Source organism: Candidatus Nitronereus thalassa, assembly GCF_032191465.1.
GTDB classification, from domain to species: domain Bacteria; phylum Nitrospirota; class Nitrospiria; order Nitrospirales; family UBA8639; genus Nitronereus; species Nitronereus thalassa.
The window spans coordinates 670,368-683,737 of the sequence record NZ_JAQOUE010000001.1 but is presented as its reverse complement, the minus strand read 5'-3'; the positions used below and the strand labels follow the sequence as shown (position 1 = coordinate 683,737).

The following is a 13,370-nucleotide window of genomic DNA, read 5'->3' as shown; positions in this document are numbered from 1 at the left end:
AGAAATGCTTTTGAAATGTTTTATCCATCACTCATTAGGTAGCGCGAAAACTATTCCAACCCCTGTTCGGCCATTTCGATTCCACGCATCATCGCGCGTGCTTTATTACACGTCTCTTCATATTCGGTTGTTGGGTCGGAGTCGGCCACGATTCCGGCACCGGCTTGGACAAAGGCCTGGTTACCCTTGATGACGATCGTGCGAATATTAATACAGGTATCCATGTTGCCTGAAAAGCTGAAATAGCCGACTGCTCCGGCGTATGGTCCACGTTTCGTCGGTTCCAATTCTTCAATGATTTGCATGGCACGGATTTTCGGCGCGCCGGAAACAGTTCCCGCAGGAAAACACGCCTCCATCACGTCATAGGCCGTATGGTCGGGTAGAAGAGTGCCTGTGACTTGCGAGACAATATGCATCACATGGGAATATCGCTCGACTGTCATAAATGGATCAAGCGTCACGGTTTGATATTTCGCGACACGCCCGACGTCATTTCTTCCTAGATCCACGAGCATCACATGTTCAGCCCGTTCCTTTTCGTCGGCGAGGAGTTCTTCGGCGAGTGCCTGGTCTTGCGAGGAAGTGGCTCCGCGCTTGCGGGTGCCGGCAATGGGGCGAACCACAATCTGGTCTTCTTCACACCGTACCAAGATTTCAGGGGAGGATCCGACCAATTCCACTCCGGCGATGCGTAGATAGAACATGTACGGAGAGGGATTAATCACCCGAAGGGCGCGGTAAATCTCCAATGGGGTGGTCCGAATTTTAGTCTTCCACCGTTGCGACACCACGGCTTGGACGATATCCCCGGCTTGGATGTATTCCTTTGTGCGACGCACCATTTTTTCAAAGGTCGGCTGAGTCATGTTGGATGTAAATTTAACCGGCTGTGAGCGGTGAGTCGGCGAGCACCGTGATAGAGGTTTTCTTAGTTTGGCAATGATTTTTTCAATCTTGGCCGTTGCGTCGGAATAGGTTTTTTTTAGGGCCGACTTGGCATGTGAGGCAATGGGGGCATTCGCAACGACTTTGATGGTATGGGCGACGTTGTCAAAAACAAGCAACGTGTCCGTGAGCATAAAAGCCATCAACGGCAGATATTCCGAATCCTTGGGGCGCGAGGGAATGGGCTCGAAGTAGCGAACCACGTCATACCCCAGGTACCCCACGGCCCCGCCGACAAACCGAGGTAACCCAGGAACGGAGACCGGTTGAAATTCTTTCAGCATTTCCTGAACATGTTGCAGGGGATTGGTTCCAAATGGTTGAGATTGAATCTTCCGACCCTTTTGGGTCATGAGCTTTCCCTTCTCCTCCCAAATGACCTGGGTGACACTGCTACCCAAAAAAGAATATCGCGCCCAGTTTTCGCCGCCTTCTATGCTTTCAAACAGAAAAGCCGTATCCCCAGTATTGATTTTAGAAAAGGCGCTGACTGGGGTTTCCAAGTCTGCCAAAATTTCTCGATACACCGGGACCAAATTTCCCTGAGTGGCGAGTTGGCAGAAATCGTCAAAACCCACTGAATAACAAGGTTTTTTCATGGTTGCACGGTATCATGTGGGTTCAAAACAAGTCAATAAAATCAATGGGTTTTCGGCCATGATACAGGAGCTCCCCTTTGGTAAAAGGGGGAGTGCGTTCATTAACTTTTAGGCGGAAAAAAATTTGGAGGGGACATCTGGAAATGACTGAAGAGGAAAGTGTTCGGCGAAATAGGGAAGGTAGCCACTCCCACTATTTAAATTTCTGGATACCGATGGAACGGGCTTCCTGGTCATCAATGACCGGTTTCATTTCCAGATCCATTATGTGATTCCAGTTCAGTGCCCACCGGGCGAGGGCTTGGGCATCAGAGGTCTCAACAATGGCCAAACCGCTTCCCCCATCTACGATATGCCATCGCCCGATGACGGTGATTTGCTTGCCGATATCTGCTAAGTCATCGGCTTGTGTCATCCGAGAGAAGGCTTGCAAAGCCTGGTGCCGTTTGTCGGGATGAATAGAGTAGGTCACAAGAAACTTCATGACAATGCTCCTCAGAAAAACTATGTAACAAAGGATATTTATGGATGTTTGGGGTTGTACCATCAAGTTTTTTAAAAATCAAAAGTGGGAGTTGAGTAATGCAAATATTCTGAGTGGGAGGGGATTTAAAAATCATGGAGACATGGTAATATATACCTTTTGTCCCAACCCTAACCTTATGAGTTGCAAGAGCCGATGACCTCCTTGCTGAAAATCGCCCGGCTGGGACATCCAACGATTCGTGAAAATTCTGTAACGGTTTCTCCTGATCAATTAGCATCGTCGGCAGTTCAGCAATTCATTGACCAATTGGTCGAGACGATGCGGGATGCCCATGGCGTTGGCATTGCCGCGCCACAAGTGCATGTGTCCCAGCAAATTATTGCCGTTGAGGTCTTGCCGGATAACCCGCGCTATCCCAATCAAGTGCCTGTCCCATTAACGGTGGTAGTAAATCCCAAAATTGTTGAGCATGATGACCGTACTGATGAACAGTGGGAGGGATGCCTCAGTGTGCCAGACCTTCGTGGTCGAGTATCTCGCTGGTTGTCTGTGAAGGTGGAGGGACTAAACAGGAAAGGCCAACCAGTAACTTTGGAAGCCCGAGGGTTTTTTGCACGGGTTCTTCAACATGAAATTGATCATTTACATGGTTATGTATTTTTGGATCGATTGCTGGATCTGAAAACGCTGACCCATCTGCGAGAATATGAACTGTATTGGAAAAAGTAAAATAGTGCTGAGGGATTGAAAGACATTCAATGAAAATCATTCGCTTTCAAGATTCTGACGGTGTGGTTCACTATGGGGAGTATGTTGATGACCAAACAGCCCATCTTCTCGAGGGGGATATTTTTCATGACTTTGAGGTGACCAATCGTCGTATGGTCGTGAGCCAATTGCTTGCTCCGGTCGAACCAAAAAATATTTTATGCATTGGTTTGAATTACCGTCAGCATGCCGAAGAAACAGGAGCCAAGCTTCCGGAGAATCCAGTATTATTTATTAAAGCCGTGAATGCTCTTAACCATCCGGGTGCGCCCATTGATATTCCAAAAATTGCGCCGGGCCAGGTAGATTACGAATGTGAATTGGCAGTGGTCATCAAAAAGCCGGCAAAAAATGTCTCAAAGAATGAAGCGCTGGATTATGTTCTCGGATATACCTGTGCCAACGATGTCAGTGCGCGTCGCTGGCAAAAGGAGGGTGGTGCAAAACAATGGTGTCGGGGAAAGTCTTTTGACACATTCTGTCCCCTCGGGCCGTGTCTCGTGACTCCAGAGGATATTCCCAATCCCAATAAGTTGAGGATTTGTACCACAATCAACGGAGTGGTGATGCAGGATTCTTCTACGTCTGACATGATTTTTGATGTTCCTACCCTCATCAGTTTTTTGAGCGAGGGGACTACCCTTTTGCCGGGGACGGTCATTTTGACTGGCACACCTCAAGGTGTTGGTTTTGCCAGGAATCCTCCAATTTTCCTGAAGGCCGGAGATGAGGTCGAAATTGAAATTGAAGATATTGGTGTTCTTCGAAATCCTGTCCAAGAAGAAAAATAGGATTTCTCCTGATGGCTTTTACTAAAGCATCAAGTGGTCTTGAGGTGAGATGACTAAAATGAAGTTTCAATTTCAGGGGTGTCGTGTTTTTCTCCCCGTAAAGTCAGAAATTCTCTGAATATCGCGCGAGATAGACAAAATTACGTGACCTCTGTCACATCGTGGCCGAACCGAATTTGAGATAAAGGGGCCTAAATCTCATGGGGAGAATTCTTGGATTTAAAAAATTCCCCTTCCGTGATACGGTTTCATTTTCGCAGTTGTAGAATTTCTTTACTCTCAAAGGGAGGAGAGTACGTGAAAATTCGCCGAAGAGACGATCCGAGTAAGGTTCTGTCTTTAGCCAACAATTCAGTTCGCACCGAACAGGGTTGGCTTGTCCCAATTTTCTCAGAAATGTCGGACGATTTATTTATCACTTATTCCAATCAAGACTGGGAAGTCGTTGGGCAGGAGAATGTTATGTCTGACAACCACCTGCGGGTGTTCGGGTGAGAAATCTATGTGTAGACGAATTGCCAGTAAACCCGTCATGGCTGATGATTTTTGAGCAACCCTCCAGCCTGCCATACCAAATACAACACAGGAAGTCCTAGTAACGCAGTGAGAATGAAAAAATTTGAATAGCCGATGCCGTCCACGATCGTTCCTGAGTATCCTCCTAAAATTTTCGGAAATAACGTCATCAGGGAACTGAAAATAGCATACTGCATCGCGGTGAATTGAATATTCGTGAGGCTGGAAAGGAATGCCACAAACGCGGCACTCGCCAGACCCGCTGAAAGATTATCCACCGAAATCACCAGGTACAGCATTTCCAGATTGTGTCCCATCGATGCCAACACCATAAACAGTAAATTGGTGGCAGCAGATAGGACCGCACCCAGGAAGAGGATGCGGATCACCCCATACCTCACCGAAAGAATTCCTCCCAAGAACCCTCCCGCAATGGTCATAAACAAGCCAAATGTTTTGACCACGCTCGCAATCTCCACTTTTGTGAATCCCATGTCCTGGTAGAACACATTGGCAATCACGCCAAGCACGATGTCGGAGATGCGATACACCCCGACCAATACCAAAAGTAACAGGGCCGTGCTCAGGCCATAGCGCTTTAAAAAATCTTGGGCTGGGGCGATGTAGGTTTCCTGCATCATGTTTTGGCTCACAATTCCAGACCAAATGACCAGTGTGGCCGCCAGCCAGGCTATGCCGATCCCTAGTCCGAGTCGAAATGTTTCTACCAAAAATCCACCTACCGGGAATGAGTCGAATCGTGCGGAAAGCGTTTTTGTCATCGAGGTTGCCACTTCAGCCGTATGATAAAAGGTCAGGATAAAGCCGGTGGCAGCGACCGCGAACATAAACAAAAATCCGAAATGCTCCCTCGTTGATCGTGAGACGATGGCTGTTCGATTAGAAATTGGTTCTTGAATCGCCAGTGTGGTGAACACTCCCACGAGCATAGCCAAAGCCATGATAAAATATGCTCCCTGCCAGGCTTGGTAATCATAGGTATCCTTTGTCGAACCAAAGGCGCTGGCGAGGAACAATGCGCCGGCTCCAGCTACCAACATTCCGATACGATAGCCTGCGATATATGTGGAAGACATCATGGCTTGGAGTGAAATTTCTGCGGACTCAATTCTATAGGCATCGATCACAATGTCTTGTGTTGCGGAAGAAAACCCGAGCAGTACGGCTGCAATCGCCATGTAGGTGAGGCTGGATGGACCATTGGAGGGATCTATGAGGGCCATGCCTGTGATAGCCGCAATAATGGAACATTGCGCGAGCAACATCCATCCCCGTCGCCGACCGAATTTTTGTGTCAGGAAGGGAAGGGGCAATTGGTCAACTAATGGCGCCCAGACAAACTTAAAGGAGTAGCCCAATGCGGCCCAACTAAAAAACGTGACCGCCGAACGTTCGACTCCTGCTTCACGTAACCACAGAGAGAGCGAGGAAAAAATCAGTAAAATGGGAATCCCGGCTGAGAAGCCAAGAAACAACATGGTGATGACCCGGGGGTGAAGAAAGGCCTGAAAAGATTCCTGCCAGCGTTGTTTGGAAGCCGTATCCATGAATTGTTCTATAGAATAACTGAGGGCGCAGACTCTGGCTAGGTGAACATACAGAGGAAGCAGGGATTATGATAGAAAAAATCGCCTCTCCAGTTCTTGGATGGTTCTTAAATTCTTGACATTTTGGTTCAGAACGTTAAGGTATCGTGGAGAGCAATAAGGCCTTACTCCTCCCCCGTATTGTTGATCAATTACAGTGAACTATGTTGCGGCTAATTGCACGATTACTCAGGGTGCTAAACTCTGAAACTAATCCAGGCCAGGTTTCCCTGGGGTTTTGTTTCGCGATGGTGGCAGGATTCACCCCGTTGTGGAATGTGCATAACCTGGTGGTACTTTTGTTGGTGTTGATCTTGCGGGTCAACCTGTCGGCATTTTTAATTGGGTTAGCCGTATTTTCCGGATTCGCGTTTCTCCTGGATCCGGTTTTCCACTGGAACGGAATGCAAATGCTGAATGCTCCTTCACTGGAAGGACTTTGGACCTCGTTATATAACTCGACCCCTTGGCGGTTCACCAGATTTAACAACACGGTGGTGATTGGCAGTCTGGTGTTTTCTTTGGCATTGTTTTTTCCTCTCTACTTTCTCTCCAATGTACTCATCCTTCGGTACCGAGCGCATGTATTAGCGTGGGTTGAAAAAACGCGGCTGATGCAATTTTTTAAAGCCAGCAAAGTGTACCAGATGTATCAATCCCTTCCACAATTTGGAGGTCATTGATGACTCAGCCAAAAACTGGCGTTATTCGCTGGTGGGGGTTGGGTGCCTTCGTCGTATTAGTGTGTGCTATTGCCGCGCTGTGGCTGTTGGTGGTGGATGGTTTGGTGAAAGCCCTTATTGAGGAGGAAGGAACAAAGGCGGTTGGCGCGAAAGTGGAGCTTGGGTCTGCGGATCTGACGTTAATTCCCGCAGGCCTAAGGCTAACGCGTTTCCAAGTCACAAATCCTGAGAAGCCCATGACAAATATGGTGGAAATCGCCAATTTGGTCATGAGCTTGGATGGTCTGCAGTTGTTGCGGCGCAAGGTCCTTATTTCTGAGATGACTGTTGAAGATGTGCAGTTTGGGACGGCCCGCGCCACATCAGGAGCTATTGAGGTTCGAAGTCAAAAATTGACGGAAGGACCACCCCAAGAGGAATTGTCTTTTACGCTTCCTCCGCTGAAGGTCCCAAATGTGGAACAGATCCTGGAGCAGGAAGATCTGGAAACCCTAAAACTTGTCCGAACCATTCAGAACGACATTCACCGAGAACAAGAGGTGTGGAAGCAACGACTGAAGACTTTGCCTGGGCAAGCGGAATTCGCCAAATATCAAAAGCGCATTGAAGAGTTGAGATCATCGACCAAAAAAGGCGTCGGTGATGTGCTTGGTGGTGTCGAAGAACTCAAAACCATCAAGCAGGAAATAGAACAAGACCTTGAAAATCTGAAGTCCGCTCGAAAAGAGTTTAACGAAAAAATTGCGTTACTTAAGCAGCGTATTGCACAGGTTCAGTCAGCACCGCAGCGTGACCTGAATCGGTTGAAGGAGAAATATAGCTTGTCTCCCAAAGGGCTCGCGAATCTTGGGGAATCCTTATTGGGAAAACAAATTGGAGAGAAACTTCAGGAAGGTGTGGGGTGGTATGAAATGGTCCAACCCTATCTTGGAGGAATAGAGTCTGGGGATTCTTCAACGGAGGATCGGCCAGCACCTGAAAGGGGTGAGGGAATAGACGTCCATTTTACCGAATATCAACCGGTGCCGGAATTTTTGATTCGATTGGCGAAAGTGTCCTTCCTTTTGGATATCGGTCAAATACAGGGACAAATCAAAAATATCACTCCAGAGCCACACATTCTAGACCTTCCCCTCACCTTTGCCTTTGCCGGGAAACAATTGAAGGATGTTCAAAGTGTAACCATTCAGGGGACATTGGATCATCGTAATCCGGAACAACCTCAGGATACCATCCAATTTCAAGCGAAGGAGTACCAACTTCAACCGGTGGCCTTGTCTACCCAACCCGAGTGGCCTGTCGTCCTTAAGAATGGGGTTGCTGATGTGACAGTTAATGCCCAACTTCGGGGTCAAGCCATTACAGCGATCGGCAGCACCGATTTGTCATCTCTGCAGGTAGTGGCCGGGAAACCCGGGGATGCTAATCCGCTGACCAACGCCTTAAGTGGGGCGGTTTCGGATATTTCGACGCTGTCGGTTCAAGCCGAAATCACGGGAACGGTCCAACAGTATGACGTGCGTATTCAATCGGAACTTGATCGGATCTTAAAAGAGGCTGCAGGAAAAATGGTGAAGAACCTCGCGGCAAGTTTTGGCAAGGATTTACAATCGGCGATTTCAGCCAAAGTCTCTGAGCCACTCAAGGCGTTGACCGGTTCACTCGGCGGTTTGGATTCCATCGGCGGCGAACTCACCAATCGCTTAGCCAAAGAAAACGATCTTTTAAAAGGATTGCTCGAACAAGGCTTGCCCAAGAATGCCCTACCCAAAGGTCTACCTGAAGGACTTCCAGACAAACTCCCCGGTGGTTTTAAGCTGCCATTTTAAATTGGCAGACCAATGAGAATATTTGAAATTGTTATGCAAAACTGACATCTATTTTATTTCGGATTTATCCTTACTACTACTAAGAGGGCCAGTCCTCTTCTACATTTTCATCTCTGCATAGAACAAACATTTTTCTTTTTAACTCGATTTCTGGTGGGCAAAGTTCGGCCGTTAGACTTTTGATATTTCCCCAACCTTTTAAATAGCCAGACAGATCATGGAGCTTTCCTCCGTGGTATTTTATGCATTCTTCAATTAAATGACTTGTTTGATTGGCATGCGTCATGGTAACTGGACTTTGCGGTTCCTTAGAAGCAAGTTTAATCCTTAAAAACCATTGTACAAATTCGTTATTGAGATTCAGTAATAGGTAAGATCCAAAATATTTACTACTTTTTCTAATTATGCCTGATCCAATGATTTCCGAATTAGGAAATCTGGTCATATAAAATGGTGAATATTCAGGCTCGTTAATTCCGAGCTCCCAATCTATAGCAAAGTCCCCACTTTCTAGCCATCGTACATTGCTTGCAATTCTATTTCCGAAAATTTCGGTAATGTGTTCATCTGAAGTAAAAGACAGGTCATTATCCGAAATAGTGGGAGCATTGTTATCCAAATCTGAAATTTGAATTTCTTTTACCGTATCCTCTCCATAAAGAGAATGTCTATGAATAGCTCCTGCAGGAATCACATAAGTTATCAAACCGAATTGTTTAATTTGCTTCAGAGATAGTTTTGAGAATTTATTGTCCAGATAGATTGGTATGGTTTCAGGTTGCGAAGCCCAAAAGGTGTGAAGTGGAAAGCGATTGACAAGTCTCTGTTTATATTTCCATCCGTCTTCTCGATTTGCGTAAGATGATCCATTTAAATGCTCCTGTAGAATTTCCTCCCATCTGGAAATAACCATTGGATCTCCTCTTTCCGTCAATTCTCTTCGATTATGGATAGTGCTTCTAGATAAGTTTAATTCTTGAGTATTTGAACGATAATCCAGACGTGCCCTCATCGCAGATGAATAACCATGCCCAAACCAATGCCTAAGGGCACCAACTGCAATTCCATGGGTGCAAATTAAATCCTCAACGTATTCAGGGGGTGTGGCTCTGGGATCTTTTAACGGATAGATATGTCTCGCCCAATAGAGCTTATCCCAAGATTCTCCGCCAGCATTTATGTGAGCAAAAACATACAACTCTCCTTCAATACCAGGACGATTGATTGGAAAGGAACGTATTCGAAACGTTGCGCCTTCCTCAGTTACATCTGGTATTTCACTTATGAATTCTTCTGGACGTTCAGCTTCTATTATGGTTTTTGTTCCGAAGTCGTTCACTACAATCGGAAATTCTACTCTTCGACACCATTTGGATATGAGGTTTGTAATTTGTCCTCGCTCTATATTCTCTCGTAAAAGGACTTCGATTTTTGTTCCGGTTTTTCTTCTCTGTGATTTTTCCCTAAGCAAATAATTCCTGGGACCCGAAAGACTAATTCGTATGGCACCATCATGGTTAGGACTGGTTGGTTTATATGTATCAACAATTACTAGGTCGCTCACGGCGAAGACAGAAAGGAACCCAATTCCAAAACGGCTTGTTGGCACGAAACTGAATTTTCGCCGAAATTCATCAGTCGTATAGTAGGACCGACCGACTTGAAGAAAATATCTTTCGATAATTTCTGTGTCCATTCCAATGCCCCAATCATTAATTTTAAAAATTTGCCGTTCCTCTAACTCTTCTGAAAGGGCATTTGTAATTTGTTTACATTCGATGCTTATATCAATCGGATATCGCTTTCTATATTCTTTTTGAACTTGTGTGGGATATTCCGGTGGAGCTTTCCCTTCCATTATTATGTCTGCGTACATTTGAGAACGTGATGCATCCAGTGCATTTTGAATTAACTCTCTGATAAACACTGCAGGGTGATCATAAACGTCATTTACCAGCCGTTGGAAAACGACTTCATGATCTAATTCAAATGTCCACTTAGAAGGCACGTAACTTGCTGTTGATGCTGGACGAATGTGGATAGTGGCATTTTCTCCATTCAGAATTGCCTGTGGCGGGTTCCACTCCTTGTGCCTAGTAAACCGTGCTGCAACTGCAGAGGAATTTTGGACTTCGTTAACGATCCAATGACACCAATCCTGTAATATTGTGTGTTCATCCTGTGTATGACAGTCTGCTCGAATTTCTATACAGTCTGGGCTAGAAAGCCTATGACTAATTCGTCGATATTGTGTCCAATGAGCCAGGCTATCCGCAGGTAAAGGACAAGCTACATTCAACAATAAAGGACAGGCACGGTCCGAGGTCATATCCAGTAGGTCTCCCAGCCGAAGAAGAATTGCCATTAATCGGACATTGACTTTTTCTCCTCGAATATCTCTTTGGTCGGGATAGCGCTCTCTATCTTCAAGTTCATGAAGATTATATCCATGTGCAACACAGACATCCGCTATGGTGCGGGACAAAATTGGATCATCAAAAGCAAATCGGCCTAATGATGCTTGGTGCTCACTAATTACATTCATGGCTCTAATATGATGATAACGACGGATATATTCTGCTACTAAGAAGCGAATTTGTAGATCAGCTAGGAAATTTCGAAGCGTTTCATCAGGTGGACGATTATTAGCTCGAAGTTGAATTATTTCTTCCCATCTTTTTTTTCCGCCACCAGAAGTAGTCCAAATTTTCCAATCTTCCGATTGTAATATATTCTCTTTTTCCTTATTTGAAGTGACCATTCCAGCATCATGTAGATAGGCTGCGGCAATTAATATATATGCCTCAACCGCTGAAAGCTGAATGGACCCCTTGTTTGGATCATCGTCGAAGAAAAGAATTTTTGATATCTGCAAAATGATTTCATCACTATGTTGAACAGTATGTCTGGTGTAATGTGGAAAGGTTTCGGGAATGTAGGCTAACCAATCTTGAATCGCTTCTCGAAGTTCTAAGGCCTTACCATGATAAACGGAGCTTTTTTGGTATAAGTAATTAAATAAAGGTGTGTTTTGAGGGTCTAATCTCATATTAGAATGGCTCCGGGCACGCCGTTATTTCATTATGGAAGAGTTATCTCAACTCGTGCATGAGAATATTTCACCTGGCAAATAGCCAAATGATTCAGATGCCTGGGACTAATGATACAGAACACTTAAAAAAATCAGGGACAAATAGAACCGATGATTATAGATTCAAAAGTACACCACAATACTATTAAACTTCAATGACGAGCTTGGTTTTTGGGAGATTGGGTAGAATTGGATCCAGTCTGCACACGGTTAATGGTCTCAGTCAAAAATCGAAATTCCCTGGCTTAAGAGCTCAAATAGTCGCCAAGCATTCCTCGGCTGTGTTCGTCATCGTGGCAGTAGACGCAGAGATTTTCCCAATTTGACCCATTAGAAGGATTATTGTGATGATTACCGTCTTTATGATGGACGGTGAGCAGATGTTTATTGCTTTCATCAAACTCCCTGGCGCATTTGGCGCAAATCAAACCATGAATTTTAAATGACTGTTCTCGGTAGGGTGGGTGGCGTGGTTGTTTTTGTTGTAATTCTTTGACTACGTCTTCCACGGGACGGTTGCTTTGAGGTTTTTGGAGCCGTTGTAATTTGTGACGACCCTTGTAGGATCCACTCATCATTAGTCTCCATTAAACATGCCAAAGGGTCCACTTTCTTTCTTAAGATTACATTACTTTCCCGCTTTCTTCTAGATATGACAATCCGCTCCCTCCTGGATCGCACCTTCCTTTCATACGTGTATTTAAGGGGTAGCATTTATTGAGACCCTGAGGCATATTGGGTTTGTTGTGTAAGTCGCTGCTTACCTGAGTTTAATTCCACTTACGTATGGGGTAACTGTGGAAGTTCATACCTTTTTCCTGCACCTACTCATTATTCTCCTGACGGCAAGAATTTTTGCAGAGATTGCGGAACGCATGCATGCGCCACGGGTAATGGGGGAACTCTGCGCAGGCGTGGTTTTAGGACCAAGTCTGCTGGGTTGGATTGAGCCGGGCGAGGTCATCAAGTTGCTCGCGGAGATCGGCATCATCTTATTGTTATTCGAAGTCGGGTTAGGAACCGATGTCAAGCGTCTGGTACGTACGGGACTGGCCTCTTTCATAGTCGCAGCAGGGGGGTTTGTGGTGCCTTTTATTCTGGGATTTGCTCTAGGGTATTGGGTATTTGGTTTGTCTCTCCTGGTTTCATTGTTTGTTGGGGGGACTTTAACCGCCACCAGCATTGGGATTACGGTCAGGGTATTGATGGATCTGAATCGTCATCAAAATCGAGAAGGCCAGATCATTTTAGGAGCGGCGGTTCTGGACGATGTCTTGGGGGTAGTCTTGCTTGCCCTCCTGTACGAATTTTCCATTGGAGGCGGAATCAACTTGTTTAATGCCAGCAAGGTCCTTGCGTTTTTAGCCGCGTTTTTTATCCTTGCCCCTATCGCCGCAAAATTGATTTCTCAGATCATTCATCGTTTCGAACAAGTCACAACCATTTCAGGATTAATTCCAACCTCTGTGGTCTCACTGGTGCTGTTTTTTGCATGGTTGGCCCACGAAGTGGGGGCCCCAGAATTGCTTGGGGGGTTTGCCGCGGGCTTGGCGCTTTCTCGACGGTTCTTTCTTCCCTTTGGGGTGGCCCTGCATTACGATCCTGCGTTTGCCGAACGTATTGAGGCGCAAATGAATCCGATTATTTTTTTATTTACTCCAATATTTTTTGTGATGGTTGGATTGTCCTTAAATTTGCAAGATGTCAATTGGAGTTCCCCGTTTATTTGGATTTTTTCATTGTGTCTTTTTGTCGTGGCGATTGCTGGAAAAATGGTTGGGGCGCTTTTGCTTGATGAACCTTGGCCTGCTCGCCTCATCATTGGAACCGCCATGATTCCACGCGGAGAAGTGGGTCTCATTTTTGCTGAATTGGGTCGGGTGAGTGAAATTTTTACGAATGAAATTTATGCCGGAATGGTGATTGTGATTGCGCTTACCACCATGTTCCCTCCGTTTGCCGTCAAGTGGCTATACAAGAACTACCAGCATCATCTGCCAAACCCCACGGCTGGGTAACCAAAGATAAGTTGGGCTATCCTTTGGGACCTG

10 protein-coding genes are annotated in these 13,370 nt (G+C 45.7%); 5 read left to right on the top strand and 5 right to left on the bottom strand.

The genetic code is table 11. From position 1 onward, the window contains the following. Nucleotides 1-50: 50 nt before the first annotated feature. A complete protein-coding gene (gene trpE, locus PPG34_RS03195) occupies nucleotides 51-1,547 on the bottom strand; it encodes an anthranilate synthase component I (RefSeq protein ID WP_313831693.1) in 1,497 nt (498 codons plus the stop codon). Nucleotides 1,548-1,740: 193 nt separating this feature from the next. After that, complete coding sequence (locus tag PPG34_RS03190) at nucleotides 1,741-2,031, bottom strand: DUF3303 domain-containing protein (protein ID WP_313831692.1); 291 nt, start codon at nucleotides 2,029-2,031, stop codon at nucleotides 1,741-1,743. A gap of 195 nt (nucleotides 2,032-2,226) precedes the next feature. Between PPG34_RS03190 and def the strand changes: the two genes are divergently transcribed. Together def and PPG34_RS03180 are read left to right on the top strand one after the other, a co-directional pair. Next, nucleotides 2,227-2,763 carry a peptide deformylase gene (gene def / locus PPG34_RS03185; RefSeq protein WP_313831691.1) on the top strand — a complete coding sequence of 179 codons (537 nt, stop codon included), beginning with the start codon at nucleotides 2,227-2,229 and terminating at the stop codon, nucleotides 2,761-2,763. A gap of 29 nt (nucleotides 2,764-2,792) precedes the next feature. Continuing rightward, on the top strand, nucleotides 2,793-3,593 hold the full coding sequence (locus PPG34_RS03180; RefSeq protein ID WP_313831690.1) for a fumarylacetoacetate hydrolase family protein: 801 nt from the start codon (nucleotides 2,793-2,795) through the stop codon (nucleotides 3,591-3,593). Nucleotides 3,594-4,123: 530 nt separating this feature from the next. On the opposite strand, the gene PPG34_RS03175 is transcribed toward PPG34_RS03180, so the two are convergent. Further along, on the bottom strand, nucleotides 4,124-5,677 hold the full coding sequence (locus PPG34_RS03175; RefSeq protein WP_313831689.1) for an AmpG family muropeptide MFS transporter: 1,554 nt from the start codon (nucleotides 5,675-5,677) through the stop codon (nucleotides 4,124-4,126). Between the two features lie 203 nt (nucleotides 5,678-5,880). On the opposite strand from PPG34_RS03175, the gene PPG34_RS03170 reads away from it, so the two are divergent. Both PPG34_RS03170 and PPG34_RS03165 read left to right on the top strand, forming a co-directional pair. Further along, the gene (locus PPG34_RS03170) at nucleotides 5,881-6,399 is read left to right on the top strand and encodes a TIGR03546 family protein (RefSeq protein WP_313831688.1); all 519 of its coding nucleotides are present in this window, start codon (nucleotides 5,881-5,883) and stop codon (nucleotides 6,397-6,399) included. Continuing rightward, nucleotides 6,399-8,228 carry a TIGR03545 family protein gene (locus tag PPG34_RS03165; protein ID WP_313831687.1) on the top strand — a complete coding sequence of 610 codons (1,830 nt, stop codon included), beginning with the start codon at nucleotides 6,399-6,401 and terminating at the stop codon, nucleotides 8,226-8,228. Before PPG34_RS03170 ends, PPG34_RS03165 begins: the two co-directional genes overlap by 1 nt. A gap of 79 nt (nucleotides 8,229-8,307) precedes the next feature. Here the strand turns inward: PPG34_RS03165 and PPG34_RS03160 are convergent, their stop codons facing one another. Together PPG34_RS03160 and PPG34_RS03155 are read right to left on the bottom strand one after the other, a co-directional pair. Further along, the gene (locus tag PPG34_RS03160; protein WP_313831686.1) at nucleotides 8,308-11,277 is read right to left on the bottom strand and encodes an HD domain-containing protein; all 2,970 of its coding nucleotides are present in this window, start codon (nucleotides 11,275-11,277) and stop codon (nucleotides 8,308-8,310) included. 287 nt (nucleotides 11,278-11,564) lie between these two features. Further along, nucleotides 11,565-11,897, bottom strand: coding sequence for a YajD family HNH nuclease (locus PPG34_RS03155; RefSeq protein WP_313831685.1), 333 nt, complete (start codon nucleotides 11,895-11,897; stop codon nucleotides 11,565-11,567). A 219-nt stretch (nucleotides 11,898-12,116) separates the two neighbouring features. Between PPG34_RS03155 and PPG34_RS03150 the strand changes: the two genes are divergently transcribed. Beyond that, complete coding sequence (locus PPG34_RS03150; protein ID WP_313831684.1) at nucleotides 12,117-13,337, top strand: cation:proton antiporter; 1,221 nt, start codon at nucleotides 12,117-12,119, stop codon at nucleotides 13,335-13,337. Nucleotides 13,338-13,370: the final 33 nt, after the last annotated feature.

What these genes read in the sequence shown, in the direction of transcription:
- trpE (WP_313831693.1), bottom strand. Translation starts at nt 1,547, where the DNA reads ATGAAAAAACCTTGTTATTCAGTGGGTTTTGACGATTTCTGCCAACTC.
- PPG34_RS03175 (WP_313831689.1), bottom strand. Translation starts at nt 5,677, where the DNA reads ATGGATACGGCTTCCAAACAACGCTGGCAGGAATCTTTTCAGGCCTTT.
- PPG34_RS03160 (WP_313831686.1), bottom strand. Translation starts at nt 11,277, where the DNA reads ATGAGATTAGACCCTCAAAACACACCTTTATTTAATTACTTATACCAA.
- def (WP_313831691.1), top strand. Translation starts at nt 2,227, where the DNA reads ATGACCTCCTTGCTGAAAATCGCCCGGCTGGGACATCCAACGATTCGT.
- PPG34_RS03165 (WP_313831687.1), top strand. Translation starts at nt 6,399, where the DNA reads ATGACTCAGCCAAAAACTGGCGTTATTCGCTGGTGGGGGTTGGGTGCC.
- PPG34_RS03155 (WP_313831685.1), bottom strand. Translation starts at nt 11,897, where the DNA reads ATGATGAGTGGATCCTACAAGGGTCGTCACAAATTACAACGGCTCCAA.
- PPG34_RS03190 (WP_313831692.1), bottom strand. Translation starts at nt 2,031, where the DNA reads ATGAAGTTTCTTGTGACCTACTCTATTCATCCCGACAAACGGCACCAG.
- PPG34_RS03180 (WP_313831690.1), top strand. Translation starts at nt 2,793, where the DNA reads ATGAAAATCATTCGCTTTCAAGATTCTGACGGTGTGGTTCACTATGGG.
- PPG34_RS03170 (WP_313831688.1), top strand. Translation starts at nt 5,881, where the DNA reads ATGTTGCGGCTAATTGCACGATTACTCAGGGTGCTAAACTCTGAAACT.